The sequence below is a fragment of the Arthrobacter sp. P1_A5 genome, from assembly GCF_056406825.1.
Window position 1 is genome coordinate 1 of sequence record NZ_JBFTZL010000055.1, and the last position, 20,280, is coordinate 20,280.

Annotated in this window: 17 protein-coding genes; 9 read left to right on the forward strand and 8 right to left on the reverse strand. The window is 67.5% G+C overall.

Going from position 1 to position 20,280, the window contains the following annotated elements:
* Nucleotides 1-307: 307 nt before the first annotated feature.
* Together AC1D1S_RS10135 and AC1D1S_RS10140 are read right to left on the reverse strand one after the other, a co-directional pair.
* Nucleotides 308-454, reverse strand: coding sequence for a hypothetical protein (locus tag AC1D1S_RS10135; protein WP_155855732.1), 147 nt, complete (start codon nt 452-454; stop codon nt 308-310).
* 1 nt (nt 455) lies between these two features.
* A complete protein-coding gene (locus AC1D1S_RS10140) occupies nt 456-929 on the reverse strand; it encodes a DUF6325 family protein (RefSeq protein ID WP_243177222.1) in 474 nt (157 codons plus the stop codon).
* A 287-nt stretch (nt 930-1,216) separates the two neighbouring features.
* On the opposite strand from AC1D1S_RS10140, the gene AC1D1S_RS10145 reads away from it, so the two are divergent.
* Complete coding sequence (locus tag AC1D1S_RS10145) at nt 1,217-1,510, forward strand: putative quinol monooxygenase (RefSeq protein ID WP_243177223.1); 294 nt, start codon at nt 1,217-1,219, stop codon at nt 1,508-1,510.
* A gap of 90 nt (nt 1,511-1,600) precedes the next feature.
* On the opposite strand, the gene valS is transcribed toward AC1D1S_RS10145, so the two are convergent.
* A complete protein-coding gene (gene valS / locus AC1D1S_RS10150) occupies nt 1,601-4,219 on the reverse strand; it encodes a valine--tRNA ligase (RefSeq protein WP_476943493.1) in 2,619 nt (872 codons plus the stop codon).
* A 106-nt stretch (nt 4,220-4,325) separates the two neighbouring features.
* Here valS and AC1D1S_RS10155 point away from each other — a divergent pair, with 106 nt between their 5' ends.
* The 3 genes from AC1D1S_RS10155 (at nt 4,326) to AC1D1S_RS10165 (ending at nt 6,768) form a co-directional block, all read left to right on the forward strand.
* Nucleotides 4,326-4,715, forward strand: a complete 390-nt coding sequence (locus AC1D1S_RS10155; protein WP_476994365.1) for a DUF488 domain-containing protein — start codon at nt 4,326-4,328, stop codon at nt 4,713-4,715.
* A 27-nt stretch (nt 4,716-4,742) separates the two neighbouring features.
* On the forward strand, nt 4,743-5,534 hold the full coding sequence (locus AC1D1S_RS10160; protein WP_476994366.1) for an SDR family oxidoreductase: 792 nt from the start codon (nt 4,743-4,745) through the stop codon (nt 5,532-5,534).
* Nucleotides 5,535-5,703: 169 nt separating this feature from the next.
* Nucleotides 5,704-6,768, forward strand: coding sequence for a glycerophosphodiester phosphodiesterase (locus tag AC1D1S_RS10165; protein ID WP_243177227.1), 1,065 nt, complete (start codon nt 5,704-5,706; stop codon nt 6,766-6,768).
* Here the strand turns inward: AC1D1S_RS10165 and AC1D1S_RS10170 are convergent.
* Complete coding sequence (locus AC1D1S_RS10170) at nt 6,765-7,787, reverse strand: endonuclease/exonuclease/phosphatase family protein (RefSeq protein WP_476994367.1); 1,023 nt, start codon at nt 7,785-7,787, stop codon at nt 6,765-6,767. The two genes, AC1D1S_RS10165 and AC1D1S_RS10170, sit on opposite strands and share 4 nt — an antisense overlap.
* A gap of 478 nt (nt 7,788-8,265) precedes the next feature.
* Here AC1D1S_RS10170 and ileS point away from each other — a divergent pair, with 478 nt between their 5' ends.
* The 4 genes from ileS (at nt 8,266) to ndk (ending at nt 13,950) form a co-directional block, all read left to right on the forward strand.
* Nucleotides 8,266-11,643 carry an isoleucine--tRNA ligase gene (gene ileS, locus AC1D1S_RS10175; protein ID WP_243177229.1) on the forward strand — a complete coding sequence of 1,126 codons (3,378 nt, stop codon included), beginning with the start codon at nt 8,266-8,268 and terminating at the stop codon, nt 11,641-11,643.
* Nucleotides 11,644-11,646: 3 nt separating this feature from the next.
* Nucleotides 11,647-13,005 (forward strand): bifunctional folylpolyglutamate synthase/dihydrofolate synthase, encoded by a 1,359-nt coding sequence (locus AC1D1S_RS10180; protein ID WP_028277859.1) that lies wholly within the window; start codon nt 11,647-11,649, stop codon nt 13,003-13,005.
* Between the two features lie 3 nt (nt 13,006-13,008).
* Nucleotides 13,009-13,464 (forward strand): DUF4233 domain-containing protein, encoded by a 456-nt coding sequence (locus AC1D1S_RS10185; RefSeq protein WP_476994368.1) that lies wholly within the window; start codon nt 13,009-13,011, stop codon nt 13,462-13,464.
* 72 nt (nt 13,465-13,536) lie between these two features.
* Nucleotides 13,537-13,950, forward strand: a complete 414-nt coding sequence (gene ndk / locus AC1D1S_RS10190; RefSeq protein ID WP_018773361.1) for a nucleoside-diphosphate kinase — start codon at nt 13,537-13,539, stop codon at nt 13,948-13,950.
* Nucleotides 13,951-14,042: 92 nt separating this feature from the next.
* Here ndk and AC1D1S_RS10195 read toward each other — a convergent pair whose 3' ends face one another.
* From AC1D1S_RS10195 to AC1D1S_RS10210, 4 genes are all read right to left on the reverse strand, one after another.
* Nucleotides 14,043-14,531 carry a hypothetical protein gene (locus AC1D1S_RS10195; RefSeq protein ID WP_476994369.1) on the reverse strand — a complete coding sequence of 163 codons (489 nt, stop codon included), beginning with the start codon at nt 14,529-14,531 and terminating at the stop codon, nt 14,043-14,045.
* Nucleotides 14,532-14,704: 173 nt separating this feature from the next.
* Complete coding sequence (locus tag AC1D1S_RS10200) at nt 14,705-15,427, reverse strand: dienelactone hydrolase family protein (RefSeq protein WP_476943500.1); 723 nt, start codon at nt 15,425-15,427, stop codon at nt 14,705-14,707.
* Nucleotides 15,428-15,491: 64 nt separating this feature from the next.
* Nucleotides 15,492-16,037, reverse strand: coding sequence for a flavodoxin domain-containing protein (locus AC1D1S_RS10205; RefSeq protein WP_243177232.1), 546 nt, complete (start codon nt 16,035-16,037; stop codon nt 15,492-15,494).
* 165 nt (nt 16,038-16,202) lie between these two features.
* Nucleotides 16,203-16,874 carry a vitamin K epoxide reductase family protein gene (locus AC1D1S_RS10210; protein ID WP_028277864.1) on the reverse strand — a complete coding sequence of 224 codons (672 nt, stop codon included), beginning with the start codon at nt 16,872-16,874 and terminating at the stop codon, nt 16,203-16,205.
* A gap of 483 nt (nt 16,875-17,357) precedes the next feature.
* Here AC1D1S_RS10210 and AC1D1S_RS10215 point away from each other — a divergent pair.
* Nucleotides 17,358-20,280, forward strand: a 2,923-nt coding sequence (locus AC1D1S_RS10215; protein WP_476994370.1) for an Rne/Rng family ribonuclease, incomplete at its 3' end; no start/stop codon positions are given.

Here is a 20,280-nt window from a genome sequence, read left to right on the forward strand (position 1 = left end):
AGTCAGATGATGGCTACCAGTGACGAGGTAGGAAGACCTGAAAGTCTAAGGATCCCGCCAGATTGTCTAAGACGTCACGTGACAATCGAAAAGTCGAAGCCCCACCAACCGCTAAACGCTGATGGGGCTTCCCCTTTGCCCAAAAACACCTTGCCCAAAAACAGTGGGCCCAAAGCAGTGTGCCCAAATTCGTCAGATCGCCGTCCAGGGATGTTTCCCCGGTTGGGGGAGTGGGCATTGTGCAGGTGCGCACGACCCGGGGCGGGTCATGCGCACCTGAGGGTGCCAGGGGACTGGCTCCGTGGTGTCAGTCGCGGCGGTCCTCCCGGCGGTCGCCGCGGTCGTCACGGCGGTCTTCCCGCCGGTCGCCGCGACGGTTGATCCCGTGGGCGACGACAACGGCCCCGCCGACGGCGGCTGCGGTCCTGCGTCTGCGTCGTGCTGCCAGTGGCATGTCAGGCTCCTTCTATCGCTTCTTCAGGGGACTGGTCTTCGGCGTCCGCCTGGAAGGCGGCGATGACGGCCTGGGTCGGGATCCGGCCGCTGGCCACGAGTTGGCCGCCGGCCTTGCGGACTGCCGTGCCGAACGGGGCAGCCCACAGGTTCTCCCAGACGAGCACCGCGGCGGAGTGGCCGGGCGCGATCGTCTCGGCCAGGTCCATGACATCCTGTTCAGAGAGCACCATGGCCAGGTCGGCCTCGGCCGTGCGCACCTCGCCGAGCTCGCTCGGGTCGAGGTCGGAGATCTCCGCCGTCTCGAGTGTGCCGTCCTCCATCTTCCTCAGGAACACCATGTCGAGCACCCTGACGAGGTCACGCTGGACCAGGTCCTCCAGGAACGGGGCGATCTGGCCCTTGCCGAAATCGGGTCCGGGGAATTCAACGACGATCCAGTCGACCGGCCCCAGTTCATCGAGTGTCTCAGTCATGCGTATGACCTCCGCTTCTTCTTGGGGTTCGAGGCGATCCGACGGACCGCTGCATCTTCATTMTGTGCCCCCGGTGAGGTGCGGCGCCTCACCCGTGCCGGGTGACCTCACGCCTCAGCGATAGGACTTGCTTTGTGCTGCCCCGGGTTCCGGGCCGAAGGAACAAGCCCGGCGGCCCGGCTGTTGCTTCCAATGACGGGGCAGCGGTCCCCGTGCCGTGATCTCCGGGCAACCCGCCCGGTTGTACCCGGTTTTGTCCTGTCCCCACCTGCGAACATTGGAGCGCCATGCCCGTTACAGCCCATCTCGACTTGAACGTCAAAGCCGAAGCCCTGCCCACGGCTCCCGCGGTGCTCCGCGATATTCTCTCCGATACGCGCGCCTTTGATGGCTGCCTCGGGGTCGACGTGCTGGTCGACAGCCAGGATCCGGCGCATTTTCTCGTGGTCGAACAGTGGGTATCGATGGAACACGACGCCGCCTATCGCGCCTGGCGCGCAGGCGACGGCGCGAGCGGGCTGGCAGAACTCCTGGCCGCCCCGCCGGTGCTGACGCACTTCGAGACGTCCTTCGCGGTCTGAGCCTTCCCGCGACGCCGAAGGGGCCCCGCCGGATCAGAATTGCTTCTCTGAACCGGACCGAGGGCCCCTTCGTGTTGTTTCCGCCGGAGACTACGCCTGGACGGGCGGCTCGGCCGGTGCCAGCACGACGTCGCTGACGGCCAGTTCACCCTCGCCGGCGACGAGCGCCAGTTCACGGGCGTTGGCCGCGGCCTTGAGGTCGGCGAGGCCGGCCTTGAGCTGGGTCGTGAGGGACTCCGAGGCGGTGATCGTCGCGGACAGCACCTCGGTGCGCTGCTTGACTTTGGCCTCGGACTTGGCCTTGCGGATGCCGCTGAGCGCGGTGCCCACCGTGGCCAGGAGGGTCGTGTCGCCGTCGACGGCGATGGCGGAGGGCCACTGGGCGCGGTGCACGGAACCGGTGCGCCACCAGCTCCAGACTTCCTCCGTGGCGAACGGCAGGAACGGCGCGAAGAGCCGCAGGAGGGTGTCCAGGCTCGTCGCGAGGGCGGCCAGCACGGACGCCTGCTGCTCCTCGCCGGCCGCACCATAGGCACGGTCCTTGATGAGCTCCACGTAGTCGTCGGTGAAGTTCCAGAAGAAGCTCTCGGTGATCTGCAGCGCCCGGGCGTAGTCGTAGCCCTCGAATGCCTTGGTCGCCTGCTCGACGACGTCGGCGAGCTGGGCCAGTACGGCCCGGTCCAGCGGGTTGCTCAGCACGGACAGGTCGCCGGAGACGACCGAGTCCTCGGTGGCGCCCAGGTTCAGGACGAACTTGGAGGCGTTGAGCAGCTTGATGGCCAGGCGGCGGCCGATCTTCATCTGCGCGATCTCGTAGGCGGTGTCCGCGCCGAGCTTGGCCGAGGCAGCCCAGTAGCGCACCGCGTCGGAGCCGTACTCCTCCAGCACATCCGTGGGCACAATGACGTTGCCCTTGGACTTGGACATCTTCTTCCGGTCCGGGTCCAGGATCCAGCCGGAGATGGCTGCATGCTTCCACGGTGCGGTCTTCTGCAGCGCGTCGGCGCGGACGGCGGAGGAGAACAGCCAGGTCCGGATGATGTCATGGCCCTGCGGGCGCACGTCGAAGGGGTAGACCTTGGCGAAGAGCGCCTCGTCGGTGCTCCAGCCGCCCACAATCTGGGGGGTCAGGGAGGACGTGGCCCAGGTGTCGAGGACGTCCGCGTCCCCGGTGAAACCGCCGGGCACGTCGCGCTGGGCTTCCTCGTAGCCGGGGGCCGCATCCGCCGCTGGGTCCACGGGCAGCTGCGCGTCCGACGGGACGATCGGCGCGTCGTATTCGGGGTTGCCGTCGGCATCCAGGGGGTACCAGACCGGTACCGGCACGCCGAAGAAGCGCTGGCGGGACACGAGCCAGTCGCCGTTGAGCCCCGAAATCCAGTTCTCGTAGCGCGAGCGCATGAACGCCGGGTGGAACTCAATCTCGTTGCCGCGGCCGATCAGCCGTTCGCGCCGGTCCTCGTCGCGGCCGCCGTTGCGGATGTACCACTGGCGCGAGGTAACGACCTCGAGGGGCTTGTCCCCCTTTTCGAAGAAGTTCACCGGGTGCATGATCTTCTTGGGCTCGCCGTCGAGCAGCTCCGCGCCGGCCAGGAGCTCCACCACGGACTCCTTGGCGCTGAATACCGTCTTGCCGGAGATGGCCGCGAAGTTGGCGCGGCCTTCTTCGGTGGTGATCCACTCCGGGGTCTCGCCGATGATGCGGCCGTCGCGGCCCACGATCGCGCGGGTGGGCAGCTGCAGCTCGCGCCACCAGGTGACGTCGGTGAGGTCGCCGAAGGTGCAGACCATGGCGACGCCGGAGCCCTTGTCCGCCTTGGCCAGCGGGTGGGCCTTGACCTCTACCTCGACACCGAACAGGGGAGAGGTGACCTTCTTGCCGAACAGCGCCTTGTAGCGCTCGTCGTCGGGGTTCGCCACGAGCGCGGCGCAGGCGGCCAGCAGCTCGGGGCGGGTGGTCTCGATGAAGATCTTTTCGCCGTCTTCGGTGAAGAAGGGGTAGCGGTAGTAGGCGCCAGCGACCTCGCGGTCTTCGAGCTCGGCCTGGGCCACGGCGGTGCGGAACGTGACATCCCACAGGGTGGGGGCCTCGGCCATGTACGCGTCGCCTGCTGCCAGGTTGGCCAGGAAGGCCCGCTGCGAGATGGCGCGGGACTTGTCATCGATCGTCCGGTAGGTCAGGTCCCAGTCCACGGACAGGCCCAGGGTCTGGAAGAGGTGCTCGAAGACCTTCTCGTCCTCGACCGCGAGCTCCTCGCACAGCTCGATGAAATTCTTGCGGGAGATGACGTCAAAGTCGCGCTGGTTCTTGGCGGGCTCGGCCGGGGGACGGTAGCCGGCATCGTAGGTAATCGCGGGATCGCAGCGCACGCCGTAGTAGTTCTGCACGCGGCGCTCGGTGGGCAGGCCGTTGTCGTCCCATCCCATGGGGTAGAAGACGTTCTTGCCGGTCATACGCTGGTAGCGCGCCAGGACGTCGGTCTGCGTGTAGGAGAACATGTGTCCGACGTGGAGGGATCCCGACGCCGTGGGCGGGGGAGTGTCGATCGAGTAGACCTGCTCCCGGGTGGTGTCCGGGTTGAACTTGTAGGTCCCTTCGTCAAGCCAGCGCCGCGTGAGCGCTTCTTCCAGCCCCTCCAGGGCGGGCTTGTCCGGAACGTTGATGGGGGCGGTGGTGGGCGTGTCTGTACCCTGATTGTCTTCAGCCATGGGCCAATTCTTCCACTAACTCCCATCTCCTGATGTACGGGATGCGGCCGGCGGCGGGTTCTCCGGGTGTGGGAGCCGCCCAAGTAACGTGAAGTAGCATGCGCAGATGGGCAAATCTCAGCGCAATTCTGCCGGAATTTATGCGATCAAGCGCATCTATGAGGTCCCTTCCGACGACGACGGCTTCCGGGTCCTGGTGGACCGGCTCTGGCCGCGCGGAGTCAGCAAGGAACGGGCCCAACTGGAGCTCTGGCTCAAGGACGTGGCGCCCTCCCCGCCGTTGCGCAAGGAATTCGGCCATATGCAGGAACGGTTCGCGGACTTCCGGGCGGCCTACGAAGCCGAGCTCGAGGGCAACCCGGCCGTGCAGACACTCCGGGACCTCGCGGCGGAGCACGGGAAAGTGACGCTGCTCTTCGGCGCCCGGGACCCGGAGACCAACCATGCCCGGGTGCTGCAGGAGTTCCTCGAGCGGGGCAGCAACAGCAGGAAATGAGCCCGGCATTGCCGTTACTGTGGTGCCATGACTGAGGKAATCGACAACAACACACAAGAATTCACTGCAGCAGGAGCCAAATCAGCAGTAGTCACCGGCGCCAGCACCGGAATCGGCGAGGCCACCGTGCGTGCGCTCCGCAAGGAAGGCTGGACCGTGTTCGCCGTCGCCCGCCGTGCCGACCGGCTCGAAGCGCTCGCCGCCGAAACCGGCGCCGTCGCCCTTCCCGCCGATGTGACCGACGACGCCGATGTGGCCCGGCTGCTCGATGAGGTGACCCGCGCCGGCGGCATCGACACGCTGATCAACATCGCCGGTGGTGCCCGCGGCGCCGACAAGGTCGCCGGGGCCAAGACCGAGGACTGGGAATGGATGTTCCAGGTCAACGTGCTGGGCAGCATGAAGCTGATCCGCGCGTTCCTGCCCATGCTGCGTGCCTGCGGCGAGGGCACCGTGCTGAACCTGACCTCCACCGCAGGGCTCTCGGCCTATGAGGGCGGCGGCGGCTACAACGCGGCCAAGTTCGCCCAGCACGCCCTGACCGGTGCCCTGCGGCTCGAAGAGGCCGAGCACAACCTCCGCGTGATCGAGGTGGCCCCCGGGCTGGTGCAGACCGAGGAATTCGCCCTGAACCGCCTCGGCGACCAGGACGCGGCGGCCAAGGTGTACCAGGGAGTCGAGAAGCCACTGACCGCCGAGGACGTGGCCGACGTGGTCCGCTACGCCGTCGTCGCGCCGCACCACATCAACCTGGACCAGATCGTGATCCGCCCGGTGGCGCAGGCGGCCAACTACAAGCTGATCCGCAAGAACCCGTAGGGCTCAGGTCTGGGCTCAGATCCAGGCGCGAGGGGCCGGGACGTCCGGTGGCGACACCGGACGTTCACCCTGGCGTGGTGCGGTGGTCAGGCTGCGCTGGTCCGGAGTTGGCCGTGGCGGGGCAAGGTGGCCCGTGCAACTGCACACCACCAGAGTGGAGAACTTTCCCATGCGAACCCCGACGAAGCTCGGCGCTGCCGTACTCAGCGCAGCCCTGCTCCTCACCGCCGCCGCCCAGGCAAACGCTGCCCAGGCCCACGCGGCCGACACGAACACCAACGGCCAGGACAACCACTTCGATCTCCAGGCCCACCGCGGCGGCATCGGCCTGACTGTCGAGTCAACGCTGGCGTCCTTCGCGAAGGGGATCGAGACCGGCGTCTCCACCCTCGAACTTGACCTCCAGATCACCAAAGACGGCCATGAGGTCATCACCCACGACCGCAAGATCAGCGGCCAGAAGTGCCTGGACACGGCTCCTGTCACGCCGAACGACCCCCAGTTCCCCTACGTCGGCAAGTACGTCAAGGACCTGACGTTCGCGCAGGTCCGCAGCCTGGACTGCGGCAGCCTCACGCTTCCCCAGTTCCCGGGCCAGGTGGCCTCGCCGGGCGCCAAGATGCCCACGCTGGCCGAGGTCTTCGCCCTGGCGGACTCCCACCGCGCCAGCCAGGTGAAGTTCAACATCGAAACCAAGGTCGAGGCAGGCGCGCCCCAGGAAACGGCCCCGCGCGAGCAGTTCGTCGACGTCGCGCTCCGCGAAATCAAGGCCGCCCACATGCAGAGCCGCGTCTCAATCGAGAGCTTCGACTGGGGCTCGTTGCGCCTGGTCCAGCAGCGCGATCCCCAGATCCGCACCGTGGCCCTGACCAACAAGGACTTCCTCCAGGCAGGCCAGCCCGGCAAGTCGCCGTGGCTGGGCGGCATCGACGCCGATGACTTCGGCGGTGACCTCGTCGCCGCAGCCTCCTCCCTGGGCTTCGACGCCATCTCTCCCGTGCACGGCACTCCGCAGGACGGCGCCGTGACGGATCCGGGCTATGTTCCCTACGTCACCGCCGACATGGTCCGCCGTGCCCACGCGGCAGGCATGCAGGTCATCCCGTGGACCGTTGATGACAAGCCCACCATGCGGGCGCTCATCGGTGCCGGAGTGGACGGGCTGATCACGGATTACCCGGACCGGCTCCGGGACGTGATGGCCGAGTCCGGCATGAAACTGCCGCGCAGCTAGTCCGCCGCGGGGACGGACAGCGTGGCCAGGAGCGCCGCGTGGTCCGACCCGGCCACCGGCAGCACGGCATAGCCGCTGCTGTGCACCTGCGGGCCGGTCACGATGTGGTCGATGACCACGCCCGGCAACGGGGGACCGGCCATGGGCCAGGTCGGAACCAGGCGGGCCAGGGCCGCGGCGCCGGCGTCGACGAGAGGGCCGCCCGGCCTGTTCCTGTCCTGGCCCTGAAGCATCTGCCGGAACTCGGCGTGGTCGAGGGTGGCGTTGAAGTCGCCCAGCAGCAGCATGTTGCCGGGGCGGGCGGCAAGGCGGCCCAGTGCAGCCAATTCACTCCGCCACTGGCTTGCCCGGCCCCACACCGGAGCCTTGGTGTGCACGTTGGTCACGGTGAGGGGGGCCTGTCGGCCGCCGGCGTCGAGCTCCATTTGCACCGTGGGCATGTGGAAGGCGGAACCGTCCACGGAGTCCACCGGAATGATCGGGCGTGAGGAGTACACGGCGCCGCCGCCCGCGCCGTCCCTCGAGCGGCTGATCCGGTGCGGAAGCAGCGCGCCCAGCCCTTCCGCATCCAGCCGTCTCTCCAGGGCCGGGGAGAGCTCCTGGACGGCAAGAAGCGCGACGCCGTTTTCGCGTACCAGCCGAACCACCTCCGCGGCATCCGCCTGGCCCTTCCAGGCGTTGAGGGTCATGACCTTCAGTTCGGCCGACGGCCGCTGTCCCGTGCCCTGTCCGATGGACTCTTCTTGTCCCTGCAAGGGATCCGTCTGCCGGGCCAGAAGCCGGTCCGCCACCTGGTCCGGCGGGAACAGCCAGAGCAACTGCAAGGCCAGGAGGGCGCCGGCCGGGAGTGCAAGCCAGGGACGGTGCGCCCGCAGCCCCAGCAGGAAGGCCGCGCCGGCGGGAAGCACGAACCAGGGTGTGAAGGCCACGAGTTGGACCACCGGGGCAGGCCACGGCGCCGGGACCGCCCGGAACACGGACACCACGGCAACGGGCGCGGCGCAAAGGGCAGAGGACACGTGCCACCGGCGGCTGGCGCTGCGGCGCTTCACGGGTAGGCCCGGGGCGGCCGGTGGACGGTCATGGCATGAGTCTATGCAGTCGGACCGCCGGCGTCGCCCCCTGACAGCGGAGTTTGCCACCGGGAAACGCAGTGGCACTGCCCGTCGCTGCAGCGGGGCAGTGAAACGCACTATTTTCTCCGGTACCATCGACGTAGCAGCTTTGACCCGGCCATCACCGGTGAGCTTCCGGAAGAACACCCTCGTGTGAGGTGGAGACTTAGTCGCCACGGTGCGTGCGCGGGCCAGTAGAACCGGACGGGTAAGCCCGTCACAGCAGTAATGAGCGGCCGACGCCGGTGCAGCACCCTTCGCGAAGGGGAGCGGACCGGCGGCGGTAAGTGAGGTGGTACCGCGGTCCGTGGTGTCGGAAGACAACAGGGCCGTCCTCGCATCCTGAATGCATGTGTTCACCAGCTCAAACCAGGATGTCGAGATGACTTATTACCCCAAGGCCTCCGCCTCAGGCGCCGGCTCCACCACCTCTGCGTCAAACGCAACTTCCAACACTTCTGCGTCCAACACCTCCGGTGTATCCGCCTCCGTGAAGTTCCCGGAGATCGAAGAGCGCATCCTCAAGTACTGGGACCAGGACGGCACCTTCCAGGCGAGCATCGACCAGCGGGATGCTGGACAGGACGGGTCCAACGAGTTCGTTTTCTACGACGGCCCGCCCTTCGCCAACGGCCTGCCGCACTACGGCCACCTCCTGACCGGCTACGCCAAAGACCTCGTGGGCCGCTACCAGACCCAGCGCGGCCGCCGCGTGGAGCGCCGCTTCGGCTGGGACACCCACGGCCTGCCCGCCGAGCTGGAAGCCATGAAGCAGCTGGGCATGACGGACAAGACCCAGATCGAGGCCATGGGCATCGACAAGTTCAACGACGCCTGCCGCGCCTCCGTCATGAAGTACGCCGACGAATGGAAGAGCTACGTCACCCGCCAGGCGCGCTGGGTGGACTTCGAAAACGACTACAAGACGCTCAACGTCGAGTACATGGAGTCCGTGCTCTGGGCCTTCAAGCAGCTGCACGAAAAGGGCCTGACCTATAACGGCTACCGCGTCCTGCCGTACTGCTGGAAGGACGAGACGCCGCTGTCCAACCATGAGCTGCGCATGGACGACGACGTCTACAAGAACCGCCAGGACCAGACCGTCACGGTCACGTTCCCCATCACGGCAGGGGACTCGGAGCTGTCCAGGCAGCTCGCCGGGGTAAAGGCACTTGCCTGGACCACCACGCCCTGGACGCTGCCCACCAACCTGGCGCTCGCCGTCGGGCCCGACATCAGCTATGTGGTCCTGCCGGCCGGCCCGCACGGGATCAAGGCCGCCGCGGCCGACGCGCCAGTCACCGGCAGCTTCCTGCTCGCCGCGGACCTCCTGGCCGCCTACGCCAAGGACCTCGGCTACGGCGACGGGGCCGAGGGCGCCGCCGCCGCGGAGGCCGCCATCACCTCCCGCCACACCGGCGCCGAGCTCAACGGCTTGAGCTATGAGCCGCTTTGGGACTATTTCCACGACGCCGAAAAGTACGGCACCGAGAACGCCTGGCGCTTCCTCGTGGCCGACTACGTCACCACCACCGACGGCACCGGCATCGTCCACCAGGCCCCCGCCTACGGCGAAGACGACCAGAAGATCTGTGAAGAGGCCGGCATCCCCGTGGTCCTCTCGGTCGACGAAGGCGCAAAGTTCCTGCCGCTCTTCGGCCACGGCGACCTCGCCGAAATCGCCGGGCTGCAGGTGTTCGAGGCCAACAAGCCCATCACCCAGGTGCTCCGCGCCCAGGGCCGCCTGGTCCGCCAGGCCAGCTACGAGCACAGCTACCCGCACTGCTGGCGCTGCCGCAACCCGTTGATCTACCGCGCCGTGTCCTCCTGGTACGTCGAGGTCACCAAGTTCAAGGACCGCATGTCCGAGCTCAACCAGGACATCAACTGGATCCCCGGCAACGTCAAGGACGGCCAGTTCGGTAAATGGCTCGCCAACGCCCGCGACTGGTCCATCAGCCGCAACCGCTACTGGGGCAGCCCCATCCCCGTCTGGCAGTCCACCGACCCGGACTACCCGCGCACCGACGTCTACGGCTCCCTCGCCGAGATCGAGGCCGACTTCGGCCGCCTGCCGTTGAACAAGGCCGGCCAGGTGGACCTGCACCGGCCGTTCATCGACGAGCTCACCCGCCCGAATCCGGATGACCCGCGCACCCCGGAAGAGGGCCAGTCCGTCATGCGCCGCGTCGAGGACGTCCTGGACGTCTGGTTCGATTCCGGTTCCATGCCCTACGGCCAGGTCCACTACCCGTTCCAGAATGAGGAATGGTTCGACACGCACAACCCGGCGGACTTCATCGTCGAGTACATCGGCCAGACCCGCGGCTGGTTCTACATGCTGCACATCCTTTCCACCGCGCTGTTCGACCGTCCGGCCTTCCGGAACGTCATCAGCCACGGCATCGTGTTGGGTTCGGACGGGCAGAAGATGTCCAAGAGCCTGCGCAACTACCCGGACGTCTCCGAGGTCCTGGACCGCGACGGCTCCGACGCCATGCGCTGGTTCCTGATGTCCAGCCCGATCCTGCGCGGCGGCAACCTCGTGGTCACCGAGCAGGGGATCCGCGACGGCGTCCGCCAGGTCATCCTGCCGCTGTGGAACGTGTACAGCTTCTTCACGCTGTACACGAACGCCGCTAACGCTGCAGCAGGACAAGCGTCGGGCTACGACGCGAAGCTCCGCTACGACGGCTACGCCGACACCCTGGACCAGTACCTCATGGCCAACACCGGGGACCTGGTCCGGAACATGACCGCCCAGCTGGACAGCTACGACATCTCCGGCGCCTGCGACGAGCTGCGCAGCTACCTGGACATGCTCACGAACTGGTACGTCCGCCGCAGCCGCCAGCGCTTCTTCGACGAGAGTGTGGACGCCTTCGACGCGCTCTACACCGCGCTGGAGACGGTCACCCGCGTGGCCGCCTCCCTGCTGCCGCTGATCTCCGAGGAGATATGGCGTGGCCTCACCGGCGGGCGTTCCGTGCACCTGGCCGACTGGCCGGATGCCGGACTGTTCCCTGCCAACCCGGGCCTGGTCGAGGCGATGGACCGGGTGCAGCAGATCTGCTCCACCGGCTCCTCGCTGCGCAAGGCCGCGAACCTGCGCGTGCGCCTGCCGCTGCAGGAACTCACGGTCGTGGCACCGGGCGCGGACGCGCTGGGCGGCTTCGCCGCCGTCGTCGCCGATGAACTGAACCTGCGCTCGGTCCGCCTGCTGGACGCCGAGAACGCCTCCCCGGAGGAGTTCGGCATCGAGCAGAAGCTCGTGGTCAATGCCCGGGCCGCCGGCCCGCGCCTGGGCAAGAACGTCCAGCAGGCCATCAAGGGCTCCAAGTCCGGCGACTGGTCGGTCAGCGACGCCGGGGTGGTCACCGCCGGCGGCCTCGACCTCGAACCGCAGGAGTACACCCTGGAAACCGTCGTGGCCGAGGCCGCGGAAGGCGAAGGATCCCGCGCAGCGGCGGTCCTGCCCGGCGGCGGGTTCGTGGTGCTCAACACCGAGGTCACCCCGGAGCTGGAAGCCGAGGGCATGGCCCGTGACATGGTCCGCGCCATCCAGCAGGCCCGCAAGGACGCCGGACTCAATGTCAGCGACCGGATCAGCACGTCCGTCACGGCGAAGCAGGACGTCGTCGAGGCGCTGCTGGCCAACGCGGAGCTGGTCAAGACTGAAACCCTGACCGTCGAGCTGGAAACCCTGGCGGCCGACATCAAGGACCCACAGGTCAGCGTTGCCAAGAAAGTTGGAGCCTAAACCATGACCGACGAATTCTCCGTTGAAAGCGTCTACGCCGAGCTGCTGGGCCGGGCGCCGGAAAACAAAATGGAGCCGCGGCTCGCCCCGCTGCACCGGGCCATGGAAATCCTGGGGGAGCCGAACAAGGCGTTCCCGATCATCCACGTCACCGGCACCAACGGCAAGACCTCCACGGCCCGGATGATCGAGGCCGGGCTGCGCGCCCACGGCCTGAGCACCGGCCGCTACACGAGCCCGCACCTGTCCAAGGTCACCGAGCGGATCAGCATCGACGGCGCCCCGGTGCCGGATGAGACGTTCGTCCGGATCTGGGACGAGATCCGTCCCTACCTGCAGATCGTGGACGGCGAACTCGAGGCGGCGGGCGAGCCCCGGCTGACCTACTTCGAGTGCCTGACGATCCTGGGCTTCGCGGTCTTCGCCGATCAGCCGGTCAACGTCGCCGTGATCGAAGTGGGCCTGGGCGGCATCACCGACGCCACGAACGTCGGCGACGGCCAGGTGGCCGTCGTCACCCCGATCTCCCTGGACCACACCGATCTGCTGGGCGACACCACCGGGGACATCGCCTACGAGAAGGCCGGCATCATCAAGCCCGGCAGCTTCCTCATCAGCGCGGCGCAGCCGGTCGACGCGGCCCAGGTCCTGCTGGAGAAGGCCAAGGAAGTCAACGTGCCGTTCCGCTTCGAGGGCGTGGAGTTCGGCGTCGAATCCCGCACCGTCGCGGTCGGCGGCCAGATGGTCACCATCCAGGGCATCGCCGGACGCTACGAGGACCTGCTGGTGCCGCTGCACGGCGCGCACCAGGCCGAGAACGCCGCCGTCGCCATTGCCGCGCTGGAAGCGTTCTTTGGCGGGGAAAAGGCGATCGACGCCGAGATCCTGCAGGAGGCCTTCGCCTCYGTCACCTCCCCGGGTCGGCTTGAGGTGGTCCGCACCGCGCCGACCATCATCGTGGACGCCGCCCATAACCCGGAGGGCATCCGGGTCTCCGCCGAGGCCATCCACGAGGCTTTCAACTTCACCAAGCTCGTGGTGGTGGTCGGCGTGCTGCGGGAAAAGGACGCCGAGGAGATCCTGCGCCAGCTCAAGGAATCCCTGGGCGGCCTCGCCACCGAATACTGCTTCACCCAGTCCAACTCGCCCCGGGCCGTCCCGGCCGAGGACCTGGCCGAAATCGCGGTTGACCTGGGCTTCGGCGAGGAGAACATCCACGTCGCCGGGAAGCTCGATGACGCCCTCGAATGGGCCGTGGAACGGGCCGAAGCCGACGACGAGCCCGCCGGCGGGGTCCTCGTGACCGGTTCCATCACGCTCGTCGCGGACGCCCGGATCCTGCTCGGAAAGGCGGACGCGTAAGCGATGGCGAAACTCACCAAAGCCCAACGCGAATGGCGCCCGGGCATGCCCAAGAAACGACGTTCCACGAAGGTCATGTTTGCCTCCACGGTCCTGCTGCTGGAAGCGTTCGTGGTGCTCTTCGGGACACTGGCCGTTTTTGGACTGCACCGGAACRAATACCCTGCGGCCCTGGTCTTCTCGGTCGGGATCGGCCTGTGCCTGGTCTTCGTCTTCACCTGCGCTGTCCTCTCGAAGCCGTGGGGAGTGGCCCTGGGCTGGGTCCTGCAGCTCGTGCTGATCCTGGGCGGCATCGTGGAACCGGCCATGTACCTCGTCGGCGCGCTCTTCGCCGTGGCGTGGTGGTACGGGATCCGGACCGGCATCCGGATTGACCGGGAAGCTGCCCAGCGGGAGCGCGAGCAGGCCGACTGGGATGCCGCCCACCCCCAGGGCCCCGCGCCGGGAAACAGCGCCTGAACCAGTGCCCGGGCACCTGGCCCGAACCCCGTAGACTTGACCCAAATCCCACCCCAACACATTGGAGCAGCTGTGAGCATTGAGCGCACCCTCGTCCTGATCAAGCCCGACGGAGTCGCCCGCAACCTGTCCGGCGCCATCCTGAGCCGGATCGAAGCCAAGGGCTACACCCTGGCCGAGCTCAAGAAAGTCGACGCGAGCCGCGAACTGCTGGAGCAGCACTACGAGGAGCACGTCGGCAAGCCGTTCTACGAGCCGCTGGTTGAGTTCATGCTCAGCGGCCCCGTGGTCGCCGCGATCTTCGAGGGCCACCGCGTCATCGAGGGCTTCCGCACCCTGGCCGGTACCACGGACCCGACGACGGCAGCGCCCGGCACCATCCGCGGCGACTTCGGCCGCGACTGGGGCCTGAAGGTCCAGCAGAACCTGGTACACGGCTCGGATTCGGCGGAATCCGCCGAGCGCGAGATCAAGATCTGGTTCTAGCCCGAATTTCGGGACACCCCCACCGAGGGGAAAGTTAAGGCCAATGTTCGTACCGGACATTGGCCTTAACTGTCCCCTCGCGGCGGTTGCTCTCAGCGGCTGGCGAGGCGCACTAGATTCGAGAACTGACGGGTCTGCATGACCCAATGCGCGGGCTCCAGCATGGTGATGCTCAGGATGGGATGCAGCCATTGTGGCTGTAGCGACCAGTACCCGCTGACTACCAGCCGGGTGCGCTCACCCGCGGACTCCCGCAGCTCGAATCCCCAGAGCGAGTCGGTGTAATAGCGTGGCCGGGTTCGTGCCGGGTCGAAGGGACGCCCCCGGAGATCGATCGACATACGCAGGCCCAGAAACCGCTCGGGTTCAAGCGCCGCGACCGCCCACCACTCGCTGCCGTCGGGCGTCGCCGCCAGTCGGTCACCAGCGGCGATCTCCTGCCACTCGGGATGGATGCTCTCTGTGCTGCGGCGCCCGAAGTTGTCGAGACGGTCCCAGCTGTACCAGCCGGCGCGATCCGTTCCCATCTGCACCAGCCAGGGCCACACGTGCGAAGGGGGCGCATCGATGGTCACCGCCATGGTCGCCCCTCGCGTGCTGCCCGGAATCAACCCCGCCCCCGGGTAAGGTCCCCGCACTTCGTCAACGGTCGCGCCCCAGCGAAGCAGGCGTGGCCGCACGAGTGTCAGGTAGCCGGCAGCGAAACCGGCCACAGCGCCCGCTGCCAGCAAGGCTCCCCTCGGTGCAGGGTGCATCATCGCGCTTCCCCTTCATTGGTCAGGTGTTCCCGGAAGAAGCCGAGGATGCGCAGACGCGCGTCCTCGGCGGAGGGCTCGTGGTAACCGGCCCCAACCAGCTTCGCGAGCACCTTGTCCCCGAATGTGAGCTCCGACGGGCCATGCCTGTTGAGGAAGCCGTGACCGGCGTCGGGATAGACCTTGATGTCATGGTCTATCCCGGCGTCGGCGAGCAGCGGCTCCAGACGCGCCGGGACCTTGCGCACTCCGGGCCAGCGGTCCCTGGCGCCGTAGCTGCCAACGATGGGGCAGGCCCGGGGCATTGCGCGGGCAGTCCCGTCATCGAGTCCGCCGTAGTTGACGCTTGCCGCGGCGAAGTCATGGTCCGGGGCCAGCATGAGGGCGAACCCGCCGCCCATACAGAAGCCGATCACGCCGATCCGGCCGGTGCAGCCGTCCCGTCCGGCCAGCCACGCGCGGGTGAGGTCCAGGTCGCCGAGGGGCCGCCAGCCGCGGATGAGGGACCACAAGCAGGCCGCCCTGCTGCCCCAGTAAAACAGGTCGGGTGCCACGGCGAGGAACCCCTCCCCGGCCAGCCAGTCGGCCTGGTCTCTGGTGTCACGGCTCAGGCCGAGTGCGTCATGGATGACGACGACGCCGGGCCACGGACCGGCACCGGCCGGCGTCGCCGCGTAGGCAGGCATGTCCCCTCGTTCGGCGTGAATGCTCACAACGGTCATGGGTCCTCCCGTGCACGCACCACCGCGCCGGGCGCCGCGGCCGGGATGCGCAGTCTCGATGGCATTAGCCTGTGATGCTGCCTGAAGACGTGGACGAAGCAGGTTTAGCAAGTTGGGCCGTAATCTGATCCGTCCATTCGTCGACTGCCGCCCAGTCCCGCAAATCCCCAAATCGGCCGCCGGTGAGCCTGAACAACACCCGGAGCGGTGCCGGCATCTGGCCGGCCTGGTAGACGCCGGAGAAGAGTTTGTGGCCTCGAAGCGGAACTTCTTTGATCAGGACTTCTGCCAGACGTTCCTGTTGCAGTGCCGCGCCGCGCCGGCGAATGGGCTTAGGCAGCGCATCCGCCATCCCTACACTGAAGGCCCACACGGGCCGATTGGCCAGCTCGCGGGCATGGTGTTTGAAGAACAGCAAAGCCGGGGGCAGCCAGGCCTGGTTGTGGACGGCGCTGCCGACGACGACAGCCTCATAGCGGGAGAGGGCCCCGACGTCCTCCACGGACCGGCACTCCACCTCGCCCAGTGCACCAGCCATGCGGGATGCCATATGTTGTGCCATCTCCCGGGTGGACCCCAAAGCGCTTGCATACGCAATAAGAACAGTCATCAAGAGGCCTCCGGTCTTCCTTCCTCCAGCCTTATGTAACCTGCGCGCGCGGGGTCGTGCCATAAGTCCCGAGATGGGCCCGGAGCCTCTCATCGAAGAGACGGCTAAGGCCAATGCCCGGCGCGAGCATTGGCCTTAACAGTCTCTTCGACGCGGTTGGGGCGTTTAGTAGCCGGAGGTACCGATGAAAACCTGGATGAAGGCGAAGAAGATCGTCGCGACGACGGCGACGTACAGCAGCGCCGTAATGATCCAGCCGGAGTCGCCGATCACCTTGGTGGGACCGGCGGGCAGGGCAATCACGCCGTGGGAGATGTTCCGGACGCTCACCCAGACGAACAGCGGGATCATCACGGCCCAGACGATCATGCAGAACGGGCAGAGGATGTGGATGGCGTACAGGGCCTGGGACCAGAGCCAGACCACGAAGGCGAAGCCCAGCGTCACGCCCGCCTGGAGCCCCAGCCAATACCACCGGGAAAACCGGGCGCCGGCCAGGATACCCATGGCCGTGGTGATGATCACGGCGAAGGCGACGATTCCGATRAACATATTAGGGAAGCCGAACACGGAACTCTGCGGTGTCTGCATGACCTGGCCGCAGGAGATCCACGGGTTCACGTCGCAGACCGTGACGTGGTTCGGGTCCTTCAGGACCTCCAGCTTCTCCAGCACCAGGGCCCCGGACGCGAGCCAGCCGATGACGCCGGTGATCAGCAGGAGCCAGGCGAACGGGCGGTCGCGGGTCATCGTGGGAAGGGGCCGCGCCGCAGGGGCCGGGCCGGAACCCGGTTGGTGCACGGTCGCGTCGCCGGCAGTGCTGGAGATGCTGGGCATGGAAATTGAGTCCTTTTTTAGTCGTCTTGACCGGGTACTTCTTGCCCCGATTGTAACGCCGGAGGCTGAACAGCGCCGGAGAACGGCCCCGCCCGCCGCGCCCGGCCGCACCTGCTGCACTTCCGGCCCCGCCTGCCCCTGCTTTCACGGCTCCTGTGAGACAATGATCGTGGCTGGAACCCGATCCACATCCGGATTCCGGTCCGGCGATTTTGTTTCAAGACCGCCAATGATGAGCAGGGAGCTGCGGATCCTCTGATTCCAGCTGTCCCGCAATGCCATTGGACGGCACCTGGTTGTGGCGTGTAGGTCAACGGGTTCCAAAACAATCTCGCCGGCCCTCCAGGGCTGCCGCACCCCACTGCCGGTGCGAACCTGAGGGTATCCAATTGACTTCTGTCAATGCCTGCGGGTGTTGACGCATATTTGCCCCCAAGGGGCGCCGAATGTGGCGGCGCATCAGGGGCAGGAGTGTCGCCACATATGGATAATGACCAGGTAGTAGCCGGAAACGAAGAACTAGTAGTCACCGKGGAAGCGCAGGGAACTGCGGAAGCAGAGGCTCCGGTAGCGCCGAAGAGGGCCGTACGGACCCGCCGGAAGGCGCCCGTCGCCAAGGTCAACGCCGCGGAGGCGGCCGAGGCTGTTGCCGAAGCCGCGGCCCTGGCCGACGCGGCCGGTTCAGATGAGCCCGTCCGGGGCCGCCGTAAGCCGGCCAACGTCGAAGCAGCCGGATCTGACACTGTTGAACCCGAAGCTGCTGTATCTGAAACTGCTGCAGCCCAGACTGCGGCCAAGGCGCCCGCGCGGCGCACCCGGACCCGGAAAGCTGTAGCAGCCCCGGAACCGTTGCCTGCCTTCGCCGGCGACGCCGAAGCCGGCGCACCTGCCGCGGCTGAGGCCCCGGCAGCAGCTGGCACTGACGCAGCTGCCGCCGCAGAAACGGCCGCAGAGACGGTTGCAGAGAAGCCGGTCCGCCGCCGTGCCAGCCGTGCCAAGGCCGCCCCGAAGGCCGAAGAAGCACCCGCGGCAGTATTCCCGGCCGAAGAAGCCGCCGCGGCGGAAGCACCCACCGCGGAAGCCGCCGCAGCCCAGCCTGAAGAGCCGGAAGCCCGCCCCGAGGAAAGCCCGGCCGCGTCGCTGTTCATGGAACCGGGTGCCCTCACTTCCGTCATCTTCCAGGCCCCGGACCTGAGCACTGTGGTGCGTCCGGCCCCCGTTGCCGCCGCAGCAGCTGAGCCCGAGGACGAGGAAGGCGACGAGGACGAGGACGCCGGCAATCGCCGTCGGCGCCGCAGCCGCGGCCGGCGCGGCCGCACCCGCACCTCTGCCGAGTCCGACACCGAGTCGGAAGGCACCGAAGAAGAGGGCGACGAAGGCTCCGAGGTAATCCTCGAAGACGGTGTGACCTCCCGCCGCCGCCGCCGCCGTCGCCGTGGAGACCAGGACCTGGAGCTGACCGGCGGGGAAGGCGACGATCCGCCCAACACGGTGACCCGCGTCCGTGCGCCGCGGGCCATGGCCGAGGCGCCGGTGAACAACCGCGTCACATCCGTCAAGGGCTCCACCCGCCTGGAAGCCAAGAAGCAGCGCCGCCGCGAATCCCGCGACACCGGYCGCCGCCGTACCGTCATCACCGAGGCCGAGTTCCTGGCCCGCCGCGAGTCCGTGGACCGCCAGATGATCGTCCGCCAGCGCGACGACAGAATCCAGATCGGTGTCCTTGAGGACGGCGTCCTGGCCGAGCACTTCGTGTCCAAGACCCAGCAGGACTCCCTGATCGGCAACGTCTACCTGGGCAAGGTCCAGAACGTGCTGCCCTCCATGGAAGCCGCTTTCGTGGACATCGGCCGCGGCCGCAACGCCGTGCTCTACGCCGGTGAAGTGAACTGGGAGTCCGTCAACCTCGAGGGCAAGCAGCGCCGCATCGAGAACGCGCTGAAGTCCGGCGACTCCGTGCTGGTCCAGGTCACCAAGGACCCGGTCGGCCACAAGGGCGCCCGTCTCACCAGCCAGATATCACTGCCCGGCCGGTACCTCGTGTACGTGCCCGGCGGTTCCATGACCGGCATCTCCCGCAAGCTGCCCGACGTCGAACGCAACCGCCTCAAGCGGATCCTCAAGGACCGCCTGCCCGAGGACGCGGGCGTCATTGTCCGCACCGCGGCCGAGGGAGCTTCCGAGGAAGAGCTGACGCACGACATCAACCGCCTCCGCGCGCAGTGGGAAGGCATCGAGAGCCAGTCGACGTCCACCAAGATCCTCGCCCCCGAGCTGCTCTACGGCGAACCTGACCTGACCATTAAGGTGGTCCGGGACGTCTTCAACGAGGACTTCTCCAAGCTGATCGTCTCCGGCGAGGAAGCCTGGGACACCATCGAGGCCTACGTCACCTACGTCGCACCGGACCTCGTGGGCCGGCTCGAGAAGTGGACCAAGGACACGGACATCTTCGCGGCCTGGCGCATCGACGAGCAGATCCACAAGGCCTTGGACCGGAAGGTCTTCCTGCCTTCGGGCGGTTCGCTCGTGATCGACCGCACCGAAGCCATGACCGTGGTCGACGTCAACACCGGCAAATTCACCGGCTCCGGCGGCAACCTTGAGGAAACCGTCACCAAGAATAACCTGGAAGCGGCTGAGGAAGTCGTCCGGCAGCTGCGCCTGCGCGACATTGGCGGCATCATCGTGATCGACTTCATCGACATGGTGCTCGAATCCAACCGCGACCTCGTGCTGCGCCGCATGGTGGAGTGCCTGGGCCGGGACCGGACCAAGCACCAGGTGGCCGAGGTGACCTCGCTGGGCCTCGTGCAGATGACCCGCAAGCGGATGGGCACCGGGCTGCTGGAAGTCTTCGGCGAACAGTGCGAAACATGTGCGGGCCGCGGCATCGTCACCCACGACGAGCCGGTGGAGCACCGCCGCGCCAACACGGTCGCCGCGGAGCACTATGTGCCGCGCACCGAGGCGCAGCCTGCTGCCCGACCGGAACGCAAGAGCCGTCGCCGCGGCAGGGGAGGCCAGGGCGGAGAGACCGCGCCGGCCGCACCCGCGCCCGTCCACGCCGAACCCACCGAGGCCGAACGCCACGCCAAGGCCGAGGCCACCCGGGCAGCGCTGGCCAACATCGCTGCCGCAGCGCATGCCGCGCACCTGCACGACGGGGAGGCAGCCGCAGCCAGCGACGCCGGGGCCCGCCAGGCCGCCGTCGACGCCGTCACGCAGCTCGCAGCCGCCGACGAGGCAGCCGGCCGCCCCGCAACGGTGCTGACGTTTGGCGGCGAGCAGGTGGCCCTGCCCTTCGTCGAGCACGCGGAGGACGCGCCGTCACCGGCCCTGACCCTGGACCTGCTGACCGAGGCTTTCGCAAACCTGGGCGAAGCAGAGGCCGGCAAGCCGGACC

Bases quoted from the DNA above. Each gene is read 5' to 3' on its own strand.
- AC1D1S_RS10145 (WP_243177223.1), top strand. From the start codon at position 1,217: ATGCCCGTTACAGCCCATCTCGACTTGAACGTCAAAGCCGAAGCCCTG.
- AC1D1S_RS10135 (WP_155855732.1), bottom strand. From the start codon at position 454: ATGCCACTGGCAGCACGACGCAGACGCAGGACCGCAGCCGCCGTCGGC.
- valS (WP_476943493.1), bottom strand. From the start codon at position 4,219: ATGGCTGAAGACAATCAGGGTACAGACACGCCCACCACCGCCCCCATC.
- AC1D1S_RS10205 (WP_243177232.1), bottom strand. From the start codon at position 16,037: ATGACTGTTCTTATTGCGTATGCAAGCGCTTTGGGGTCCACCCGGGAG.
- AC1D1S_RS10140 (WP_243177222.1), bottom strand. From the start codon at position 929: ATGACTGAGACACTCGATGAACTGGGGCCGGTCGACTGGATCGTCGTT.
- AC1D1S_RS10155 (WP_476994365.1), top strand. From the start codon at position 4,326: ATGGGCAAATCTCAGCGCAATTCTGCCGGAATTTATGCGATCAAGCGC.
- ileS (WP_243177229.1), top strand. From the start codon at position 8,266: ATGACTTATTACCCCAAGGCCTCCGCCTCAGGCGCCGGCTCCACCACC.
- AC1D1S_RS10195 (WP_476994369.1), bottom strand. From the start codon at position 14,531: ATGGCGGTGACCATCGATGCGCCCCCTTCGCACGTGTGGCCCTGGCTG.
- AC1D1S_RS10165 (WP_243177227.1), top strand. From the start codon at position 5,704: ATGCGAACCCCGACGAAGCTCGGCGCTGCCGTACTCAGCGCAGCCCTG.
- AC1D1S_RS10200 (WP_476943500.1), bottom strand. From the start codon at position 15,427: ATGACCGTTGTGAGCATTCACGCCGAACGAGGGGACATGCCTGCCTAC.